This window comes from Geomonas diazotrophica, assembly GCF_019063885.1.
Classification (GTDB): Bacteria; Desulfobacterota; Desulfuromonadia; order Geobacterales; family Geobacteraceae; genus Geomonas; species Geomonas diazotrophica.
The window spans coordinates 3,387,353-3,408,850 of record NZ_CP077684.1 but is presented as its reverse complement, the minus strand read 5'-3'; the positions used below and the strand labels follow the sequence as shown (position 1 = coordinate 3,408,850).

The following is a 21,498-nucleotide window of genomic DNA, read 5'->3' as shown; positions in this document are numbered from 1 at the left end:
GCACCTCTGCGGAACACGCTGCAAAAAGGAGGACTCATGTCCAGCAAATGTGTGAATCCGACTAGCCTTAAGCGCACTCGTTACGTTTTCGCGTTGGCCCTGTTGCTGGTCTCCGGCTGTGGCGATGTATCCAACGTCACTCAGGTGACTACCGATACGGCCTCTACCGAAAAGGCGATACCGGCTACCACCGTCGTGGACGTCAGCAAGCTCCCCGTGAGGGCGCAGCAGAGGCTACCCGCCCCTCCTCCTCAGGCCGTGTTCGGTATGATCTATTTCGATACCACGATCGGAAAAGAGTTCATATACGATGGCAAGATGTGGGTACCACATGACAGCACCGTGGACAGCTATTACGAAAAGAAAGCCAACGCGGTTCCCAAAACGGCTGCCCTGATGGTCCAGGAAGAGGTCTGCGTGGATGGAGATCCTTCATGCACTCCGACCGGTGCCCATGGCGCGCCGGGACTGGCGGTAGCCGGTCATTACACGTTCGCCTGCTCGGTGTGTCACAAGGTGGGTGGCCGACTGGTTTTCGACAAGAGCGGCCCGGCCTATGCGGCGGGCAAACCTGCGCCCAGCTACGACGCGAGCGCCAAGACCTGTCTCAACGTGGCATGTCACAACGTGTCTGGCACCTTTAGCTACTATACATATGATTGGGGGGCCGACGCCTATGTACTCACGACCCTCACCTACGGCGGCGGAGTCCCACATGCCAGCCCCTCCTGGTACTCGACGGGTCCCGCCGGTTGCTCAGCCTGTCACGACGATCCGCCGCGAAACGGTTCCAACGGGAGCAACGCCTGGCACAGTGGCAAGCATGCCAATCAGGGCCCCACAGGGGAGGCCAACCAGTGCCAGTTCTGCCATCCGGATGCCTCGAGCCCAGGCAACGGCATCGGCGATACCATCACCAATCCGAGCCTCCATGCCGACGGGGTGGTGCAGGTCCAGGCGACCTTCAAATCGTGGTGCTTTGGTTGCCACTAGTAACACTGCCGTCCCCAGCTGAAAAAAAGAAGGGCAGCCTTTTCCCCGGCTGCCCTTCTCTGCGTCTAAACTAAGCCTGTAGGCGGGTTGTCAGGGGGGTCATTCCGCATCACTCTGCTCACCAGGGTTCTCCAGAACTACCAGTTGATCTCAGGACGCTGCCCGTCCCAATCACGGATGTCGAGAAGCCGATTGACGACGTATCATTTTCTTAATGAATGCAACAGCTCTTGGAAACCCGGAGATGAGCGTATGGGGTCAAGGTCCTGGTCAGTCTCTATAGCGTCCGGACTCGAAAAGCCGTGATTGACTGCCTTGCTAAGGTATAGGATGGCTTCTTCAGGTTTTCCTTGTTGCGCCTTAACGCAGGCAAGGTTATAGGCTGTCACCGCATCGGCCGGGTTTTGTGACAATGCAAGTGAAAGATGCCTCTCTGCGTCATGAAATTGCCTCGTTCTCAAACAAATAATTCCGAGATATTTCAGGGCTTGTATCGAATTTGGCTGCAACACAAGTGCTCTCTCCAGGTTCCTCTTTGATTCCTCGAGTTCTCCTGTTTCATAGTAATTCATACCTAAATCTAAAAAAGCCTGCGCAAAGTTGGGATAGTAACTGGCTAACTTGAGAAGGTACTGCCGGCTTTGAAGTGGCAAGTTCTTTGCCTTGTACAGCGCAGCCAGGTGCAGTAGGGTGTCCGCATGCCGGGGGGCAACTTTTAGCACGTCCAGGTACAGGGGCAGAGCTGCATCCAGGTTACCAGCGTTTTGCAGCGCTTGAGCCTTTCCATACAGGGCCACAGGGTGTTTTGGAGCTTTGTCGGCAGTATCTGTCCATAGGGTCAGATCATTCTGCCACACTTTAATTCTTGCAGATGTCAGGAGGACCAGAATCGCGGTGATGGTCGCCGCCATCGGAATAGCAGCCTGGCGAGGCAACTTGCTACTGATGATCAGTCTGCCTAGCAGCGGGGCTGCACCCAGCATTGGGAAGTACAGATACCTGTCGTTCATCAGGGTTGTAAGTGGAATGATCTGTGAGACAGGCAGGAGCCCGATGAAAAAAACTGCGTACCAGAAAAAGAGATCTCGAGAACGCAAAAAGAGAAAAATGCCGATACATGCCAAAAGGGCACAAATTGTTCCCCCGAGTAGTACCGCCGAGTCCAGGTGCACTCTTAATACAGGGTCGTATACTGCGCTCAATCCGGTTGGCCAAAACAACAGCTTGAGATATTGCGGGAGCACTGTCAGCATGGTGAGGCCGGTGACTAAAGCAGATCCCCCATGGTACCCAACTCTGCCCCCTCCTACCCCAGGGATGTCCCCATGTGCCTGGTATTGAATCGTGATCCATGCCATTGCCGTGGCAGCAACAAGAAAAGGCGCCTTATCCTGTAAGGTTTTGCGCCATGATGATTGCTGTATGGTGCAAATGTCATAAAGCATGAAGATGCAAGGCATGATCACTGCCACCGACTTGGAAAGAAGAGCCAGGATGAAACAGGCGAGACTGATCCAGTAGGCTTTGCTTACGTAAACCTTCTCATGTTTTCTGGCCTCGATGTAGCTTGTAAAAGAAAGAAGCGAGAAGAACATCGCAAGCAGATTTTTTCTTTCGGAAATCCAGGCTACAGATTCAACTTGTACTGGATGCAGCAGAAAGATAAAAACTGAAAGCAATGCTGCCGGTTTATGCCAGTTCATGTTGGCAAGTAAACGGTACAGCAAAATTCCGTTCATGATGTGGATGATGATGTTGCTTAGAAAATATCCCTTTGGATTGCTCCCCCATATTGAGTAATCAAGCATGTAGGAAATGATGTGAACCGGAGCAAAGTTGCCCGCGTAATTGGTGGTGAAAGCCGTTAGAACATGCGCCAGCGAAAGGCCTTTGGCAGCTTCATTTTGGGTAACGTACATGGCGTCATCCCAGAAGATCTGGAAATTATGGTGCAGAATCGGTAGATAGACGGCCAACGTGGCAAAAACTATAATGAGCATCGGTGCTAACCGGAACAGTGGGGACTGGTGAGTGTTCTTCATCTGTACCTCAGGTTAGAGTGGTGTGGGCGTGGCGTACGGGATGGGCCGGGGATACCCCATGAGCTAAGAGATGTCGGTGGAGTTCCTGCAGAAAACAAAGTCTCGATTCTACTGGTTGCGGCAGTGATGAAGAGATTGTTAAGACTAGTTTTAATGACGTAAAAGCCGCCGTCTTGACTACAAAGAATAGGTTTTACTGCAGAGGGACTTGTCTGGTTTCCCGCTTGGGCTGGAGTTCCCTGAACTGGATCATTTCGCGTTTAAGACGTTGTGCTGCATAGAACTCTGTCCGGCTCATTGTCTTGGTGATGGAGTCTCGTTTCGCGGCCGCATCAGCCATTCCGTTCAATGCCGCGAAGTCCAGCCATACATATGCCTTGACCAGGTCCAAAGCTCCGCTGTCTGCATGGCTGTAAAGCAGCCCCAGGTCGTACTGAGATTGGACGTGTCCTTGTCTGGCCCCGATTTGGTACCACTTAAGCGCCTCCTGGGTGTTGTCATGGCCATTGTGATGCTTGTCAAAAAGGCTTCCAAGCAAATATGCAGCTTGCACATGACCTAGTTCGGCGGCTGCCCGTAACAACACAGCAATCTCAGACTTATTGCAGTCGTTAGCTTTACCTGAAATTTCCGTGGCCGTCTCGAAGGCAGCAGCTGCGGAGCCTTTAGAACGAGCCAGTGCCTGCCACCGGTTTGCAACCCTAGAATCGACTGGCAAAGCCTTTCCGGCCAGGTACAGCCTGGTCAGGCATTCCTGTGCCTGGATATGCCATTTTTCAGAGGCTTTCCTGTACCATTTGGTTGCTTCGGCATAGTTCTGCTTGAAGCCGCACCCGTACTCGTACATGATCCCGGCTATGTATTGCGCCTCCGTGTCCCCCTGTAATGCGGCCTTTTGAAACCAAAGGGCGGCATTCACCATGTCTTTTCGGACCCCTTTTCCTGTCAGGTACGCTACCCCGAGGTTATATTGTGCCTCCATATTGGACTGCCGCGCCGCAATGCAGAAATTGTTGAAACCTTCGGTGAAATTGAGGGTGATGTGCTGCCCCTTCATCCGGTCGACTCCCAGGTTGTTCGCAACCGCGGCATCGCCTGCTTCAGAAAGCTCGGAGTAGTATGCCCCTTGCTGGGTACCGTCTGCGGCCTGGTCGTTGTGTGAAGAGGGAATTATTGTTTTGCGAAATTGAAGTTGAACTGAGTCGTTAACCGGCTGGCAGGAATTTTCTGCGTCGGCTCTTGCTCCAGGTGCAAAAAAGACTGAAGTCACCACTATTAATGACAGTACTATTGTGGCTTTCAAAATAGTTGCACCTTTGCCCATTGATCGGGCACGGAAAAGTGAGTTACATATCATGGCAGCGAACGCAGTTTTCTTCGGTGGTAAAGGCGGTGTAGTCATTGTGGCAGGCACCACAGGATTTGCCGGCGTTCATCTCGTACATGGAGACGCGCGGCGTAACGTAGTTGAGCGGGAAGATTTTTTGATGGCAGTCAGTGCATTTGTAGGTCTTGATGTGATACCCATGGCTGAACGTTACCGGCCCGGCTCCCTGCACTTTCATCAGGAGATCCCCGGCAAGGTGACACCGATAGCATTGGACAAGGGGAAAGATTTTTCCCCCTCTGTGACAAGCCCCGCAGGATTTGCCTTGCTCCATCTGAGCCATGGTTACCTTCGGGTTGCGTCCGGTTTTAAAGAGGCGGGTATGACATGCATAGCATGAAAGGGTTTTGGTATGCGGCGCATGCAGGAAGTTTACGTCTCCCACCACCGGAACAGTGAAGGTGATGGGGCGGATCGAATGGCAGCGGCCACAGGCGGCAAGGGGGAAGGCGACTTTTCCGTGGCAAGCTCCGCACGATTTACCCTTCTCCATTTCGGCCATGGTTACCGGGCGTGTGCTCTTGGTCCTGTAGAGCTTTTCGTGACAAACCTTGCAGTTGTCGTTGACCAACGCCGTTTTGGTGTGGATTTCATGGCTGAAAACGACATCGCCGCCGTGCTCTGCCTTGAACACCACATCGAAGACGTCCGACCCAAAAGCATGGGAGGTGACCACCGCGGTAAAGACCATGAAAAAAAATAAAATCCATCGCATAGAATATCATCCCGGGCGCTCTGTCATCGGACAGCATATCAGCGAATTATCTATAGCTTACGGCGACTTGGTTTGTCAAGAATTGGATTGTAGCAAAGGGAAAGAAATGGGAGGTAATTTACACGCTTAGGCTGGATGCGGGTGGACCAAAGCCCGACTTTAATATCGGGCTTTGGCCGCTCTTTCTTACTTGAACGTTGCGCTCTCGATGATTGCGGGGTAAAAGTAGCCACTGCCGAAGTCTTTGTCTTTGACCATTGTACCGGTTACGGTAACCACCGTTCCGGTGGCAGGGAGGTCCTGGTTAGTGGTCACGGTCAGGTCGTTGTCCTTCGCCGCAGCGCTGCCGGAACCGTCCTGGATGTGGATCCAGTTCTTGCCCATTATACCTGCGGAGGTCTTTACGACCTTACCTTTCACCGACACCTGCTGCTTATTAAGGGTCGCTTTGTTCTTGAAGACCTCGCTCACCTTGTACATCTTCGCGGAGGGGGTAGCTTTGGTATCTGCGGCATAAACTGCGAGCGGCAACGCAAGAACGACTCCCAGAGCGACTGCCTTAGTAAAAACCTTCATTTTTTTCTCTCCTTATTTTGTGGGGTGCGGGCATCTCCTGCCTCTGGGTGTGATGCCCCGATCTTCAAAAACAAAAAATTACTCCTTAGGCGGCACGTGCTTTATTCGCAGATGAGGGATTCCTTTTCACAGGTATTGATGCAGATGGTATTCCCCTCATTGTCCAAGTAGCAGCGCTTCTCGATGAAGCCGCACTTCCTGTTGCAGAATACAATTTTTGGTGGTTTCGGCGCAGGGGTCTCTGACGATGTCCCTGTCGCAGCTAGGTCGGGAAGTACGGGTTCCGGCAGGGGGAGCGGTTTCTGAACCGCGTTTGTGGTTTCCTTTGCCAGGGCTTCCCCGCTTTCATCAACGATTGATTTCTTGTCGAATGAAACCTTCGCTTTCCCCGATTGCAGTTGTTCGATTATGGCGATACGGTCTTTTGGAGGTTCGCACAGGCCGACTGCAGGCACAGCAAAAAATATCGCCAGCAAAATCAAGGTATGGAAAGCTGTGGTCCGCATGGTCACCCCCTTGGGCCCCTATTCGTGTTTTGGTCGATACTATAACTAAATTGCCGCACCGGTTCAATCTAATTCGGCTCCCCGTAACGGTGAGCAATTTTCGCTAGGCAGGCCTTTATCCGCCTGCTATTATGGCCCGCAGCAGTCAGACCGCGTGATACAGAAGGGGATTTGATATGTTGAATGGTAAGAAAATTGTGGTGGTTATGCCCGCTTATAACGCAGAGAAAACCCTTGAAATGACCTACCGCGAGATACCCCAGGAAATCGTTGATGAGGTCGTTCTCGTCGATGATGCCAGCCGCGATCGCACGTCCGAGATCGCAAGGCTGATCGGCCTGCACACCATCGTTCACGCCACCAATAAAGGATACGGGGGGAATCAGAAGAGTTGCTACAAGGCGGCGCTGGAACTGGGGGCAGATATTGTCATCATGGTGCATCCGGATTACCAGTACACACCCAAGCTCATTCCCGCCATGGCATCCATGATTGCCTATGACGAGTTCGATGCAGTTCTGGCGTCTCGCATCCTCGGGACCGGGGCCCTGGAAGGCGGCATGCCATTCTATAAATACGTGGCCAACCGTTTCCTCACCCTGTTCGAGAACCTCATGCTCGGGCACAAGCTCTCGGAGTATCATACTGGGTACCGCGCCTTCTCGCGCGACATCCTTGAAAAACTGCCGCTTGGCGCCAACTCCGACGACTTCGTTTTCGACAACCAGATGCTGGCGCAGATTATCTGGAGCGGGTATCGGATCGGCGAAGTAACCTGCCCAACCAAGTACTTCGAGGATGCCTCCTCCATCAACTTCAAGCGTAGCGTCATCTACGGCCTTGGCGTACTGAAAACCTCTTTACAATTCAGGCTCCAGAAGCTTGGGCTTTTAAAGTCGCCTCTTTTCCCCTAATGCCAATGAGCGGTTCGGGCCGCCCCTTGGGGGCGGCCGGCCATCCTCACCGACCGGCCGGTGGCGGTGTCGTTACCTTCCTGGCAAGGTCAAGGTTGCGCTTGGCATTAATGTTAGAGGGGTTTAGTCGAAGAGCCTCTTCGAACGCTTTTATCGACTGTTCCCGCTGTCCGAGTTTCCCATAGACTATGCCGAGGTTGTTGTGGAGTTCGTCGTACTCCGGGATCGACTGGAGGCAGCTCCGGTAAAGCTCCAGGGCCTTGTCGTACCGCTTCTGCACGAGGTAGACGTTTCCGAGGTTGAACCGCGCCATGACGTCCCCCGGCTGAAGTGCGAGCACGGTTTGGTATTCGCGTATTGCCTCGTCATTCTTTCCCTGCTGCTTCAAGATCACCCCAAGGTTGTTATGCAACTCGAAGTCATTCGGGTTTATGCTGATCGCCTTTTGCAACTCCTGCCGGGCTCCCTCAAGGTTACCTGCTCTAGCGTAATACAATGCGAGATTCTGGTGGGGTCTCACCTTGCCCGGGCTCTTCTTGGCGGCATCGCTCCAAAGACTTATTTCGCTTTGCCATACCGTATTGCGCGCGCCGGTCGCGACCGCCAACCCAAGGATAATCGCTGCGGCGAGGAGCCCGCTGCTGACCTTGCCAAGGGAGAGTCTTTCCGCTATGGTCTTGGCGCCATGGGCGAAGATGAGTATGATTCCCATGCTGGGGAGGTATACCCGGTATTCGGCTGAGATTTCTCCAAGAGGGATGATGCTCGACTCGATGGAGAGACCGATAAAGAACCAGGCAAGGCCAAAGGCGATGACGGGGGGGGCAGCTTTGCGCCTGAGCGGCCCCGTTGCGGCCAATGCGAGCAACGCGGCGATCAGCAGCAGCGAAACCGCGACGGCAGGGGAACTGATCGAGTGCTGGATAGCGAAATCGTGGTCGACGTTTTGCCCGACTGGAAAGAGGAGCAGCTCGAGATAGCGGACGATGACCCGGGACTGTGTCAGCAGGTAGTCCATGCGTGATATGCCCGATGAGTCAGCCGCCGTGATAGTGCGCATCGTGCTGTCAACGGCCCCCAGTTGGCCCCGTTGCAGGAAAACGAGCGCCGGGATGATCGGTAGGGTAAGGGCCAATGGGGCTGCTTTTTTTATATGCGTCGAGATCGAGCCGGGGTAAAAGGTGTATTCAAAGAGCAGAATCAGAAAGGGCAGCGTGAAGGTGAATTCCTTGCAAAGCATGGCGAGGGCTGCGGAGACGACCGACACCACGAGCAGTACGGTCGACTTTTTCCCCGTTACAGCGTGGCGCGAGGTCGTATAGCTGTACAGTGAGCACAAAGAGAAGAAGGCAGCCAGCAAGACAAAGCGGGAGGTTACGTAGGTGACCGCGTGGGTCTGGATCGGATGGCATAGAAAGATTAATGATGCGAAAAGCGCGACCTTTGAAAATGCCGCGCCGCGTGGGGCGTCCTGCTCCCTCCGGCCGCCAAAGGCGCGGCTTAGCACCAGATATACCAGGAACGCGTTGAGTATGTGTAGCGTCAGGTTAACGGCGTGATACCCGAACACCTCCAGACCGTGCAGGTGGTAGTTGACCGCAAGAGACAGGTAGCCAAGCATCCGGGTCATGAAGGCGAAACGCAGGGCTGGAGGAATTCCTTCCGGCGACAGAGATGTCCCAGCCGTTATCTGGTGTGGAGAGAGGAAGGAACGGAAGTCCCTGATTATCGGGTTGTTGACTACATAGGCATCGTCGTCGAACTGGAATGGGACATGAAAGGTGTTGGCATAGGCTGCCAGAGCGATGATGGTGAAACTGACAAAAATGAAGACATTCTTGCGGAATTCAGTCGACATGGGTAATCCTTGTAAGGCAGTTTCTGGAGGGGTGGCGAGTCTGTATAGCACAAAAAATTGAATTGTAAAAGGGCCGTGGTTGGCGTAAACTCCCGCACGGCGCCTGCTTAGGCTACTTCATGCCTGTACCGCCTTGCCTTGGAAAATATCGTGATCGAAGGAGTGACGTATGAGACACATCAGATGTGGCGTCATCGTTGCGGGTTTGCTTTTCGCCCTGTCGACAAAGCCGGTCTTCGCCGATTTCGAGGCGGCGGAGAGGGCGTTGGAGAGGGAAGACTATGCTGCGGCCCTTTCCCTCTACATGGCAGACGGCAGTCCACGCTCTTTGAACAGCATTGGAGTCATGTACTACCGGGGTGAGGGCGTTGACAAGGATTTGAGGCAGGCGAGCTTGTGGTTTCGCAAGGCTGCGGAGCAGGGGCTTATGGAAGCACAGGTCAACCTCGCCCAGTTATATGAGATGGGGGAAGGGGTCGCCCAGGATCTGGACGAAGCGGTGACCTGGTATGCGAAGGCTGCCGAACAGGGGAGCGAGGAGGCACAGCATGACCTCGACCGCTTGAGGCGGCAGGTTGAGAGCATGAAGATCCGGTGGTACCGCAGTGACGCCGAACGTGGCCATGTAATGGCCCAGTACAACCTCGCTACAGCATACTTCTACGGCGAAGAGGTGAAACAAGACCATCGCGAGGCCGCTAAATGGTTCCGTAGGGCTGCGGAGCAGGGAAATGCCCAGGCGCAATTCCGCCTTGGGGCCATGCTGGTTTCCGGGGATGGTGTCGCACGAGACGACGTCGAGGGGGCCCTCTGGCTGAGCAAGGCGGCTGTGGCGGGGCACGGAGAGGCTCAATTCCAGATCGGAGAGTGCTTCCTCAAGGGGACTGGTGTCCAGCGCAACCAGGCCACAGGCGTCGAATGGTTGAGGAAAGCGGCGGCCCAGGGGAATCCGGATGCCGTCACCGCGTTGAAAGCATTGGGGCTTTGACCGTGCCCGCGGCCTTCACCGGAATGATCGGCCGGACCGTATCCGTTTCCGCCTTGGTCCTGTTGGCAATGCTCACCCCCTGCAGTGCCTCTTTTGAGGAGGGTGTCGCGGCCTACAGCCGCGGAGATTACCGCTCGGCGCGTAGCGAATTCGTGGCTGATGGCAGCCCCGAGTCGCTCTTCTATCTCGGGCGGATGGCCGAACTGGGGCAGGGCGAGGCGAAAGACCCTTTGGCTGCGCGTCGTTACTATGAGGAAGCGACCAGCGGCGGGTTCGCTAAGTCCAGATCTTCACTGGGGATAAGAGGTAGATTTTACCGGGCGGCTGCCGAGAAGGGCGACCCCTACAGTCAGACGAAGCTGGCAACGATGTATCTCTCGGGAGATGGAGCGGCCCTGGATCTCAAGGAGGGGGAGCGCTGGTTGCTTGAGGCGGCTGGCAACGGATACGCTCCGGCTCAGTACCAGCTCTACCTGTTGTACCTCGCCCGCAGCGGTGGTGGCAGTGATCTGGAGGCCGGACTGAAATGGCTGCGTCAGGCCGCATCTTCCGGGTACGTGGAGGCTCTCACCGCGCTCGCTGAACGCCACTACAGCGGTGATGCAGTTAGTGCGGACAAGCCAGAGGCTGCACGCCTGTATATGGAAGCCGTGGTCCTTGGTTCCGTTGCCGCTGCGTACAACCTCGGCACGATGTATTTCTCAGGCGATGGCGTTCCTGTTGATCACTGCAAGGCTCTACGCCTTTTTGATTTCGGCGCCCGCAGGGGAGACCCCGAGGCGCAGGCAATGCTCGGTTTCTTCTATGACAACGGGTGGTGTGTCAGCCAAAGCCGCCATGCAGCTGCGGCTTGGTATGAGCGGGCGGCCAAGGGGGGAAGCGTGCAAGGGCAGTACAACCTGGGCGTGATGCTGATCAGTGGAGAGGTCGGACGGATCGACCGGGATGCCGCCCTGGCACTGTTCGAGAAAGCGGCGGCAGGCGGCAGTGCTGAGGCACGCGAAGCAATAAGGCGACTTAACCAAAGGTAACGGGAAGACTCTCACATGATGCGTAAGCTCGTATTCCACCTGTGGCTGGTCCTCGCCACGGCAATCGCCGCTGGCTGCAGTGCCGAATCCAAAGTGCCTGGCAGCTGGGCTGGTCCAACCGGCACAATCGTATTGAAGAAGGACCACAAAGGAACTATCAGCCCACCCGCTGGCTCGAAGCTGCCCAGCGATGTTCCCCTTGTCTGGAAAATGCAGGGCGACGACTTGGTTCAGCTCGATATAGGGGCGCCGGTCGGCCAGACCTATGTGGGGCGACTCATCGACGACCGCACCTTTTCCCTGGAAGGCGGGAAATTTGTAAAACAGAAGTGAGATGGCCAGGAGAGATAATGAAAAATCCCGTGATGTTAGTTTTTTGCGGCGGCGTGCTCGCGTGTCAAATTCTCGGTTTTTTGCCGGCCCCTGTGATCGCAGCTCCGGCAAAACCCGCTTCCCAGGCAGGTCTCATCGATCTCAATCTGGCGACAAAGGAGCAGCTCATGTCTTTGCCTGGCGTAGGGGAGGAAGAAGCCGGCAAAATAATAGACGGGCGCCCCTACAGCGAAAAGATGCAGCTGCTTAAGCGCGAGATACTCCCCTCCCGCGTTTTTTACCCCATCCTTGACAAGACCACTATAGACATAAAGGCCTTCAACGACACCGGCCAGGAAAAGGATAAAAAGGAATTCCTCTCCGGGCTGCAAAAGACACTGAAAGCCCCGAAGCTGGTGAAAGCACGATCTGGACTGAAATATTTGGACCTTCAACCTGGAACCGGCAGAGTCCCGCAGAAGGGGAAGAAGGTTCGCGTGCACTATACGGGGTGGCTCCAGGACGGCACGAAATTCGATAGCTCTCTGGACCGTGAAAAACCCATCATGTTCACCCTTGGTACGGGTGAGGTTATTAAAGGTTGGGACGAGGGGCTCGCCTCCATGAAGGTCGGCGGCAAGCGCCGCCTCATAATCCCCGCCAAGCTGGGGTACGGTGAGAAGGGGGCCGGGGGGAAGATTCCGCCCAATGCAGACCTGGTCTTCGATGTTGAGCTCATCGACGCCGAGCCCTGACCATAGCTTGGGTGAGCCTCAATGATTCCGCATACCACTTCCCCAGAAAGACGGAAACTGCTGTCGTTCGCGCTGGTCTGCCTGGGTGCCCTGGCGCCGCTGGCCCGCTACCTGTTGGAAGGTCACACGCTGGTCTGGCGCGACACTTCGATGCTATTTCAGCCCATTCGGCCCCTCGTCGTAGAGGCCCTGAGGCAGTTGCGGTGGCGGGGGCATTTGTACTTGCCTCAACGTTCAGTCTCTCCTGTCGCGGTAGACATTTCCGTGCCGATTATCTCGGGGGCGATGAAGTGGCCAGCCGGGAAGCATGTTCTGGAGATGACCTACGATCCTGCAGAGGTAAAGGCCGGCGGCGTGGTAAGTTTGATTGGGCTCGCGTTGTGCGCAATTTTGGGTGTCTTGGAGTTCCGCCGACTGTGGGGATGCAAACCCGCCAGTGAAACCGCTACCTGAAAAGGTTGTATTTCAGGATGCACTTCAAGGCGGAAATGCCGTCTTTCCAGCCGATCTTCTTACCCTCCTGATAGGTCCTTCCAGAGTAGGAGATGCCGACCTCGTAGATACGCACTTTTTGTTTGGCGACCTTGGCGGTAATCTCCGGTTCGAAGCCGAACCGGTTTTCCTCGATGGTGATGCCTTGCAGCACTTCCCTGCGGAATACCTTGTAGCAGGTCTCCATGTCCGTCAGGTTGAGGTTAGTCATCATGTTTGAAAGCAAGGTGAGGAACTTGTTGCCGAGCATATGCCAGAAAAACAGCACCCTGCGGTATTCGCCGGTTACAAAGCGCGACCCGTAAACCACGTCGGCTTTCCCGTCTAGGATCGGCTGCAGAAGCCTCGGATATTCCTGAGGGTCGTATTCGAGGTCAGCATCCTGAATTATGACGATGTCCCCACTCACGTTCTGGAATCCCGTTCTCAGTGCGGCCCCCTTGCCCATGTTCTGTTCGTGGTATAGCACCTTTGTGTCAGGGCCTTCCAACTCACGAAGGATAGAGCGGGTCCCGTCTGTGGAGTAGTCATCAACCAGGATCACTTCCAAGTCAAAGGGGACGGCGTGTACCGCCTGATAGATTTCCCGAATGGTTTCCTTCTCGTTGTAAACAGGTATGACAACAGACAGTCTCATAAAATTGCATCTCCCCGGCCCTTGGCATTGCATCTGTGTTCGATGGCGAACTGAGCGGCCCCCATTCTAATCCACGCACAGGGATTAGCAAAGCATTTTTGGGCGGCCGGCATAAACGTCTTGCCTGTCACGTCATTTTTACGATAATCTACACCGCATCTATGACCACTGAACACTGCGAAATCATGCCACCTGAGGCTCTTGATTCACCCACGGTAACCGCGAAGACAACGGCGTGTTTTTGGCTGCAGATCGTACTCTTGGTGACTGCCTCTTTGCTGGTGTACTTCCAGGCCCTCCAGCATCATTTTCTGACCAACTGGGATGACCTGCAATATGTCCTTGAAAACCAGGCAATACGGGGAATAACGCCGGCGCACCTACGCGAGGCCTTCACTCGGGTGCACGCTGGCAACTACGCTCCGCTCCATATCATCTCGTACATGATCGACTACGAGCTGTGGGGGCTCAACCCCGCTGGGTTCATCGGCGCCAACGTGCTGCTCCATACCGTTAATGGCGTCATTTTCTACTTGCTGCTGTGCCGCATCGCCTGGGCTAAACCTTGGGTCGTGGTGGCTGCCCTGATCTTCCTGGTGCACCCGGTTCAAGTGGAATCCGTGGCATGGGTCTCGGAGCGAAAAAACCTGCTGGCGATGCTGTTCTACCTCCTGGCCTTTCACTGCTACCTTTCCTACAAGGACGAGAATCGCGCGAAAAAGGGGCTTTGGTACGGCGCCTGTCTGGCCCTTTTTGTCTGCGCCCTCCTATCTAAATCTGTAGCCGTAATCTTCCCGCTGATGCTTTTGCTCTACGATATCTGTCTGGCCCCAAAAGGTGTAGCATCCTATCGGGATAAAGTTCCCTTCGTGATTGCGGCTGCGGCCATTGTCGCCATGACCCTTGTCACGCAGCAGAGCAGCATGAGCGACCTTGGCGCCGGTCGCACTTCCTACCACGGTGGAAGTGCTTTCGCCACCTTCCTCACTATGCTTCCCGTCTTCGCCAGCTACCTCAGAATGCTGGTATGGCCCTCCGGACTGAGCGCGATCTATTCTCCCGCGATCAAGACATCCGTGGATGGTGCGGTTTTCGGGGCGGCCATGGTATGCCTGGGCGTGGCTTGTATCGGAGCTGTGCTCTGGCGCTCAAGGCGTGACCTCTTTTTCTGGTACAGCCTTTTCATTCTGGGTCTGCTCCCAGTGGCCCAAATCGTCCCGATCGTTACTCTCATGAACGACCGGTATCTTTACTTTCCGCTTCTCGGGGCAGCCCCGTGCATTGCCCTGGCAACGGTAGGTGAGGTAAGTTGGACGGCGTCGCGATCTCCTTTCAGGGTAGCGGCTGCATGCGGCGCTGTGGTCGCTTTGGCCTGTCTGGCCTTTGTCTCGTACCAAAGGGTCCAGGTTTGGCAAAGCAGCTATACCCTGTGGAAAGACACGGTGCAGAAAGCCCCCCGCTCGGCCACGGCGCACGATGGCTACGGCGAAGGTTTGCTGCAACGCGGCGCATTGGACGAGGCGCTCGGGGAATTCAAGGAATCCCTGCAACTGCAGAGTTCATCGGGATCGGTGCTGACACCCCGGGCCCGAGCTTCCGCCGCTTTGACCCACAACAACCTGGGGACCGTTTACGGCATGAAAGGTATGACCGCGGAGGCCGTAGTGGAATTTTCCACAGCGGTCCAGCTAAACCCGGAATTCGACAAGCCTCGCTACAATCTCGGCATCGCGCTTGCTCAGCAGGGGCGACTGCAAGAAGCCCTGGAAAGCTTCATCGCCGCGGCTCGCCTGAAACCGGACAATCCCGTTTACCAGTCGCAGATGCGGCTCACGCAGGACCTTCTTGCACGAGGGCAAGCGGCGCGGTAGCCGCTCCAGCCAAGGAACTTTACAATGACGATGCAAATGAAATGCAACACGTGTGGCGCGCCCCTGAAAACCCAGTACCCGCTGGTACGGGACCCGATAACCAAAGAGACGTTCGCCATCGAGTCCTGTGCGGAGTGCGGCCTTGGACACACCTCCCCCCAGCCCGAGGACCTCGGTCGGTACTATTCGTATCCCTACTATGGTAATCGCCACGGGTTCACCGCCCGTTACTGTACCCGCAGGCGACTTCGCTTTCTCCGGAGTGCCGTATCCGGTGCGCCGGGGCGTCTGCTCGATATTGGTTGCGGTGACGGAGCCTTTCTCCTCGAGGCGACTTCCGCCGGTTGGCGGGTTGCCGGTACAGAGCTCAACCCCGAGCCGGCGAGGCGTGCCGGTTTTGAAGTGGAGGATTCGCTCGACAGGATTTCCGGGGCCGGTCTTTTTGACTGCATAACCATGTGGCACACCCTGGAACACATGCGGGACGTGCGCTGGACGCTGACCCAGGCGGACCGACTGCTGAAGCCGGACGGCCGGCTCATCATCGCCGTCCCGGACTTCGGGGGACTACAAGCCAGACTGTTCGGGCCGAAATGGCTGCACGCCGATGTGCCGCGCCACCTGTTCCATTTCACTGATCGTGCCCTTACGGGCTGCCTCCGCGCCGCCGGGTTTGAGGTTCGGCAACGATGGCACCAGGAACTCGAATACGACCTGCTCGGATGGTCGCAAAGCGCGCTTAACTGCATCCAGTCTGAGCCGGACCTGTTTTTCAACCAGATCGCCGGGAAAAAGGTTCACAGCGGGGCGGTGGCGCGCATCGTCTCGTTGCTGCTCGGCACCATTTTCACCGCTCTGGCCCTGCCGATGTTGATTGCAAGCACCATGCTGCACCGCGGCGGCTCACTGATCGTCGTGGCACAGCGCACCCGTCTTGACCGGCATCAGGAGGTGGCATCATGACGGCGGCCAGCAGCAAAGGAGACACCCTGCGCACGACCCTGCTCTCTATTGTCATCCTGGCTGTGGTCACCTTGTCGGTGTACGGGGTGAGCTTCTCCAACGGCTTCGTGATGGACGATGAGGTGATCATCGTCAACAACCCGCAGACGCTCAGCCTCTCCAACATACCGGACGTCCTCTTCGCCCCGGACCTGATCAAGCCGTACTACCGCCCGCTCAATCGGGCCACCTACCTGTTCGATTTCCAGCTCGCGGGGATGAGGCCGGCCTGGTACCACGCCGTGAACATATTCATTCACCTCGGCAATGTCGTGCTGCTGTTCCTGGTGCTGCGCCTGTTGCTGCGGGATCGCCTCGCCGCGCTGGCTGCGGCGCTTCTTTTTGCCGTACATCCTGCCAACGCCGAGGCGGTCAACTTCATCTCCGCCCGCAACACCCTCATGGCGCTCTTTTTCGGGCTTGCTTCCTTCCTGTCCTACCTCCAGGGGCGCGCCGAGGGGAAAAAGCTTCTTTGGTTCTCGTCGCTCCTTTACTTCTGCTCCCTGCTCAGCAAGGAGACCGGCATCATGATGTCCGCCGTTCTCTTTGTCGCCACATTCATGCGGCTGCAGGAATCCGAGCGCCCCCTTAACTGGAAGGACAGGATCATCCTGCTGGCGCCTTACGGCGCCCTTACGCTCCTCTACTTCGCGATGCGCGCCTATTCCCTGCAGGGGATCGTGGGGACTCCGGTCCCCGCCGAAGGGTTGTTCTCGCGCCTCGCCATCAACTACCACATCATCCCGCAGTATATAGCGTTGCTGCTGTTCCCTGCCGATCTCACCCTCTTTCACAAGGTGCCGCAGGGGGGTATTTTCTCGCCGGCCTGGTACCTCCCGCTGCTGCTGCTACTGTTGGCGGTCGTGGTGTACATTTTCCGCAGCGGTAACCGGGTCGCGATCTTCGCCTTCGGCTGGATGGTTATAAACTACATACCCATCTCCAACATCGTGCCCATCCCGAGCGACTTCATAACCGAGCGGTACCTCTACATGCCGGCTGCCGGCTTCTTCATCTGGGTCGGGCTTCTCTGGCGCGCCGGTAACGTGAGGGAGGGGGGGCGGCGCTGGCTCATACCGGCCACGGCGATCGTGCTGGTCGCCGCTTCGGTGCTGACTTTCCAGCGCAATCTGGACTGGAAGGACAACCTCAGCCTCTTTTCCAGCGGCGTGCGCAACGACCCCGCCTCTCCTGGCGCACACTACAACCTGGGAACCTCCTATCTGGAACACGGCGACATCGCAGCGGCGCAACGGGAGTGGGAGACGACTCTCAGGCTCAACCCGCAGCACGCCGAGGCAATGGTACAAATGGGGACGCTCGCCGCCGTGCGGGGCGATCTGGGAACGGCAGAAAGATATTACCTTGCCGCGCTAGCCGCACCTCCGGGAGAGACCGATCCGGATAAGGCGATGGCGCATCTCAATCTCGGCAAGATCTGTGAAAAAAGGGGGCAGCTCCGCGAGGCGCTCCAGCACTATCAACACTTCCTGCGAACCGTGCCTCTCACCTACCTTGAGTACAAGGGTGAGGTCGAAAAGAAGGTGAAAAGCCTTATGTCAACTGTTAAGGGGTAGTACGATCTTTTTTGGGGTGCCATATGATGGTGAAGTTGAACCTCACTGTAGTATGCTGCGTTCTGCTGCTTCTTTTTTTGCCGGGACGCGCCTCTGCCATCGTAGGGGGGACCCAGGTCTCACTCGAAGATGCCTTCAGCAGACACCTGGTCGGCATCATCAACCCCGCAACTGACGGCGTGTGCACCGGTGTCCTCATTGCGCCCGATGTTGCGCTGACGGCAGCTCACTGTTTCGATGCCTCGCGCACCCCCTCTGATTTCGTTGTCGTTTTCGGTCGGGACCTGATCCCGGGGCGCGGGGGGGTTGCGCTGGACGTGGCGGCGATCAGGATTCCTCCTGCCTACGATCCTGAGCAAAACCGCAGCAACAGCAGCTTCGACCTCGCGCTTGTTCGGTTGTCAGGTCCCGCCCCACTGGGGTATGTCCCCGCCGCTATCGCGAGCGAACCTGATCATTTCATCGATGGTAAGGCAAACTACATCGCTGCGGGGTACGGTGTTTCCACGTACCAGGGCAACGACCCCGGTGTTCTGCGCAAGCTTGAGGTCGCCCCCTCCAAGCTCCTCGCCAAAGGAAAGCTCATCGAGCTGCATGACTTGCGTGCGGGGCCGTGTAGCGGTGATTCGGGTAGTCCGTTGTTCAGAGTGGCCCTCTCTGATGGCAAGGCTCGTTATGCCGTGATCGGAATCCAGTCCCAGGCGGTACAGCGTGCGGAAGGTGGAAAGTTCAATCACAAGATATGCGAAGACATAGGGCTGTACACGAGCCTGGCTCCTTATCGGGGTTGGATCGAGGAGAACATCTTGTTTCGGGATGCACCGCAGCGGTGATGCAATATTTGTGAGGTACTGACTAGATGATGCGTAACAAGAGCACCGCTTATTTCTTGATATTTGGCTTGTCGGGTTTTTCCGGTTTGATCTACGAGTCCATTTGGACTCATTATCTCAAGCTTTTTCTCGGGCATGCGGCGTATGCCCAGAGCTTGGTGCTGGCCATTTTCATGGGCGGGATGGCTATCGGTTCCTGGATCTGCAGCCGGTATTCAACACGCTGGCACAATCTCATGCTGTGGTACGCGACCACCGAGGCCGTCATCGGCGTGTGCGCGCTCTTTTTTCACCTGATCTTCACAGCCGTAATCAGTCTCGCCTACACAAGCATCATTCCCTTTCTCGGCAGTCCGACCGCGATCAGCCTTTTCAAATGGGTGCTCTCGGCGCTCCTTATTCTTCCCCAATCAATTCTGCTGGGCATGACATTCCCCCTGATGAGCGCGGCGATCCTGAGAATGTTTCCGGAAAAACCGGGGCGATCGCTTGGCATGCTTTATTTCTCAAACAGCATAGGTGCCGCTGCCGGGGTGTTGGCAACCGGGTTCTATCTCATAAAGGCCTTCGGTCTTCCCTGGACAGTGGCGGCGGGTGGCATCATCAACATTATTCTCGCTGCCACCGTCTGGTTCATGCTGCGGGGGAGCGCTGGCGCGGCGCCGGACCGTCCCGCCTCAACAGCGACGCCTGCAGAGGCCGCATCCCGTTTGTCCGCACTCTTCTTGCTGGTATCGCTTGTAACCGGGACCGCCTCGTTCATCTATGAGATCGGATGGATCCGGATGCTTAGTCTCGTTATGGGGACCTCCACTCATGCCTTCGAACTGATGCTGTGCGCGTTCATTCTCGGGCTCGCCCTTGGCGGTTGCTGGTTGCAGCGCCGGATCGACACCTTGGCTGCCCCTTGTCGCTTCCTTGGCTGGGTCCAGGTCATCATGGGGGGGCTGGCCCTATTGACCCTCTGTCTTTATGGCAACAGCTTCGAGGTGATGGCCTGGGGGGTCAAGGCCTTGCCCAAGACCGATGCCGGGTATCTCCTGTTCAACCTTTTCAGCAGCGGGATCGCCCTTTGCGTCATGCTGCCGGCCACGTTCTGTGCCGGCATGACCCTGCCCCTGATAACCTTTATCCTGCTCGGTAGCGGAGGGGGGGAGCGGAGTATAGGCGCCGTGTACGCCGCCAATACCATTGGCGCGATCATCGGTGTCTTTTTCGCCATCCACATCGGTCTGCCCATGCTGGGGCTCAAAGGCCTGATCACTTTTGGAGCCGGGCTTGATATCGCGATGGGAGTCATGCTGTTTTGGCAGTTCGCCGCTTCCGGGGAAAAGGGAGTTGCGATGGCTGTCACGATGGCCAGCGCTGGAGCACTTGTAGCGGTTCCCTTTCTACTTCATCTTGACCCCTACAAGATGTCATCGGGGGTCTATCGCTACGGCACCATGCTTAATCGGAACAACACTCAGCTTGTGTTCTACGAGGACGGAAAGACTGCGAGTATCAGCCTGGTCAAGGATCAGGACGGCTCACTCGCCATAAACACGAACGGGAAAACGGACGCCTCGATCTTCATGGGGAGCGGCAATTTCTCTACCAGTGATGAGGCTACCGCAGTGCTTTTAGGGGCCTTGCCGATGGCGTTCAACACGGAGGCCAGGACCGTAGCCGCTATCGGCTTGGGTTCGGGCCTTACCTCAGAGACCCTGCTGTGCAATCCGGACCTGCGATCCGTTGATACCATTGAGATAGAAGAAAAAATGATCCGCGGCGCCAGCCTCTTTAAGCCCCTGGTGGGTCGCGTCTATAGCGATCCTCGCAGCCGGATCATCGTGGACGATGCCAAAACGTACTTCTCAACCTGGGGCAAGAAGTACGACATCATCGTCTCTGAACCCTCAAACCCCTGGGTCAGCGGCGTTTCCGGCCTGTTCTCAACGGAATTCTACGCATTGGCCAAGAGGCATCTTGAGAAGAACGGCATCTTTGTTCAGTGGGTTCAAATGTATGAGATTGATACGAATCTGGTGATGTCTGTCCTCAAGGCGGTATCCGGAAACTTCAACGACTATGTCGTTTACGCCGCCAATGATTTTGACCTGGTTATCCTTGCGTCAGACCGGAAGCTGGATTCCCCTTCGCCCCGGATATTCGTCCCCCCCCCGCTGAAAAAGGCGCTCGCCAGGATTCACGTTCTCGACCCGCAGGACCTCAGTGTTCGCAAGGTCGGAAACAAACGTTTCTTCGAGAAGGTGTTGGCTACCTATGAAATTCCGGCAAATTCAGATTACCGCCCGGTGATCGACCAGAATGCCGCCAAAACGCGGTTTTTGAGGCGTTCGGCCCAGGAACTGGTGACTGCGGGAACTGCGCCGTTGCCGACTTTTGAAATGCTGGGGGGCGGCAGCCTGCCCCGGACCCAAACGTCGGTGATCCCGTCGGAACATTCGCGCAACAGCCAGGCGGCATACGGTGCGATGATCCTGCGCGACTTTTTCGCCAGTGGGCAGCTGAAGGATCCTTACGATATCGTGTCCCCCGAGGTGAAACAGGCGGCGCAGGAGGTCTATCAGCTCTTCAAGGTGGGCGAAAAGATGCCGGACCATGCTCGGACGGTAGGAGCGCTGCTTACGGTGGGGGCGAGCGTGGCCCCGTATCTGACAGCACGGGAACTGGATGACATCTGGAGCAGGTTGGAAGCTTCGCCCCACTCCGCAGATCTGCCTGTCGCGGTGCGACAGACCCTTGGGGTCTTGAAGGCTGTGGGGCGCCGCGATCCTGCAGCCATGTCGCAAACCGCTCGCCTGCTGCTTGCGGATTCCAGGAATCTTGCCCCTGGCGCCCTGCAGTTTCTGGTTCAGTGCGCCATGCTTGGCGAGGTCGCCCAAGGAAACGCGGCCGGGGCCGCTGCCGTATGGGCAAAGTATGGTGCAGAGCCACTCCAAAAAAAGGACGGGGATCTGCTTACACGCTTGTTGCTGGCTGAGACCAGAAATTCGAAATGATAGT

19 protein-coding genes are annotated in these 21,498 nt (G+C 56.3%); 12 read left to right on the top strand and 7 right to left on the bottom strand.

What is annotated here, in order from left to right:
- Positions 1-36: 36 nt before the first annotated feature.
- Positions 37-993, top strand: coding sequence for a cytochrome C (locus tag KP003_RS14745; RefSeq protein WP_216789011.1), 957 nt, complete (start codon positions 37-39; stop codon positions 991-993).
- Positions 994-1,196: 203 nt separating this feature from the next.
- Here KP003_RS14745 and KP003_RS14740 read toward each other — a convergent pair whose 3' ends face one another.
- The 5 genes from KP003_RS14740 to KP003_RS14720 all read right to left on the bottom strand — a co-directional run bounded on the left by KP003_RS14740 (position 1,197) and on the right by KP003_RS14720 (position 6,219).
- Positions 1,197-3,035 carry a tetratricopeptide repeat protein gene (locus tag KP003_RS14740; RefSeq protein ID WP_216499607.1) on the bottom strand — a complete coding sequence of 613 codons (1,839 nt, stop codon included), beginning with the start codon at positions 3,033-3,035 and terminating at the stop codon, positions 1,197-1,199.
- Positions 3,036-3,228: 193 nt separating this feature from the next.
- Complete coding sequence (locus tag KP003_RS14735) at positions 3,229-4,359, bottom strand: tetratricopeptide repeat protein (protein WP_216499608.1); 1,131 nt, start codon at positions 4,357-4,359, stop codon at positions 3,229-3,231.
- A gap of 22 nt (positions 4,360-4,381) precedes the next feature.
- The gene (locus tag KP003_RS14730) at positions 4,382-5,137 is read right to left on the bottom strand and encodes a cytochrome c3 family protein (protein ID WP_217299826.1); all 756 of its coding nucleotides are present in this window, start codon (positions 5,135-5,137) and stop codon (positions 4,382-4,384) included.
- A 186-nt stretch (positions 5,138-5,323) separates the two neighbouring features.
- Complete coding sequence (locus KP003_RS14725) at positions 5,324-5,713, bottom strand: hypothetical protein (protein WP_217299825.1); 390 nt, start codon at positions 5,711-5,713, stop codon at positions 5,324-5,326.
- A 101-nt stretch (positions 5,714-5,814) separates the two neighbouring features.
- Positions 5,815-6,219 carry a hypothetical protein gene (locus tag KP003_RS14720; protein ID WP_217299824.1) on the bottom strand — a complete coding sequence of 135 codons (405 nt, stop codon included), beginning with the start codon at positions 6,217-6,219 and terminating at the stop codon, positions 5,815-5,817.
- 176 nt (positions 6,220-6,395) lie between these two features.
- On the opposite strand from KP003_RS14720, the gene KP003_RS14715 reads away from it, so the two are divergent.
- Positions 6,396-7,133 (top strand): glycosyltransferase family 2 protein, encoded by a 738-nt coding sequence (locus KP003_RS14715; RefSeq protein WP_217299823.1) that lies wholly within the window; start codon positions 6,396-6,398, stop codon positions 7,131-7,133.
- Between the two features lie 46 nt (positions 7,134-7,179).
- On the opposite strand, the gene KP003_RS14710 is transcribed toward KP003_RS14715, so the two are convergent.
- On the bottom strand, positions 7,180-8,991 hold the full coding sequence (locus KP003_RS14710) for a tetratricopeptide repeat protein (RefSeq protein WP_217299822.1): 1,812 nt from the start codon (positions 8,989-8,991) through the stop codon (positions 7,180-7,182).
- A 169-nt stretch (positions 8,992-9,160) separates the two neighbouring features.
- On the opposite strand from KP003_RS14710, the gene KP003_RS14705 reads away from it, so the two are divergent.
- The 5 genes from KP003_RS14705 to KP003_RS14685 are packed head-to-tail and all read left to right on the top strand — an operon-like array spanning position 9,161 to position 12,530.
- On the top strand, positions 9,161-9,979 hold the full coding sequence (locus KP003_RS14705) for a tetratricopeptide repeat protein (RefSeq protein WP_217299821.1): 819 nt from the start codon (positions 9,161-9,163) through the stop codon (positions 9,977-9,979).
- Entirely contained in the window at positions 9,910-11,010 is a 1,101-nt protein-coding gene (locus tag KP003_RS14700) for an SEL1-like repeat protein (protein WP_217299820.1), read from the top strand. The genes KP003_RS14705 and KP003_RS14700 overlap by 70 nt, the downstream gene beginning before the upstream one ends.
- 15 nt (positions 11,011-11,025) lie before the next feature.
- Positions 11,026-11,343 carry a hypothetical protein gene (locus tag KP003_RS14695; protein ID WP_217299819.1) on the top strand — a complete coding sequence of 106 codons (318 nt, stop codon included), beginning with the start codon at positions 11,026-11,028 and terminating at the stop codon, positions 11,341-11,343.
- Positions 11,344-11,360: 17 nt separating this feature from the next.
- Entirely contained in the window at positions 11,361-12,077 is a 717-nt protein-coding gene (locus tag KP003_RS21730; RefSeq protein ID WP_217299818.1) for an FKBP-type peptidyl-prolyl cis-trans isomerase, read from the top strand.
- Between the two features lie 21 nt (positions 12,078-12,098).
- Positions 12,099-12,530, top strand: coding sequence for a hypothetical protein (locus tag KP003_RS14685; protein WP_217299817.1), 432 nt, complete (start codon positions 12,099-12,101; stop codon positions 12,528-12,530).
- Here the strand turns inward: KP003_RS14685 and KP003_RS14680 are convergent.
- The gene (locus tag KP003_RS14680; protein ID WP_216788990.1) at positions 12,523-13,206 is read right to left on the bottom strand and encodes a glycosyltransferase family 2 protein; all 684 of its coding nucleotides are present in this window, start codon (positions 13,204-13,206) and stop codon (positions 12,523-12,525) included. The two genes, KP003_RS14685 and KP003_RS14680, sit on opposite strands and share 8 nt — an antisense overlap.
- Positions 13,207-13,487: 281 nt before the next feature.
- Between KP003_RS14680 and KP003_RS14675 the strand changes: the two genes are divergently transcribed.
- The 5 genes from KP003_RS14675 to KP003_RS14655 are packed head-to-tail and all read left to right on the top strand — an operon-like array spanning position 13,488 to position 21,494.
- Complete coding sequence (locus KP003_RS14675; protein WP_239027671.1) at positions 13,488-15,077, top strand: tetratricopeptide repeat protein; 1,590 nt, start codon at positions 13,488-13,490, stop codon at positions 15,075-15,077.
- 24 nt (positions 15,078-15,101) lie between these two features.
- Entirely contained in the window at positions 15,102-16,040 is a 939-nt protein-coding gene (locus KP003_RS14670) for a class I SAM-dependent methyltransferase (RefSeq protein ID WP_216788987.1), read from the top strand.
- The gene (locus KP003_RS14665; RefSeq protein ID WP_217299815.1) at positions 16,037-17,656 is read left to right on the top strand and encodes a tetratricopeptide repeat protein; all 1,620 of its coding nucleotides are present in this window, start codon (positions 16,037-16,039) and stop codon (positions 17,654-17,656) included. Before KP003_RS14670 ends, KP003_RS14665 begins: the two co-directional genes overlap by 4 nt.
- Positions 17,657-17,679: 23 nt before the next feature.
- Complete coding sequence (locus KP003_RS14660) at positions 17,680-18,489, top strand: S1 family peptidase (protein WP_217299814.1); 810 nt, start codon at positions 17,680-17,682, stop codon at positions 18,487-18,489.
- Positions 18,490-18,515: 26 nt separating this feature from the next.
- Positions 18,516-21,494 carry a fused MFS/spermidine synthase gene (locus KP003_RS14655; protein ID WP_217299813.1) on the top strand — a complete coding sequence of 993 codons (2,979 nt, stop codon included), beginning with the start codon at positions 18,516-18,518 and terminating at the stop codon, positions 21,492-21,494.
- Positions 21,495-21,498: the final 4 nt, after the last annotated feature.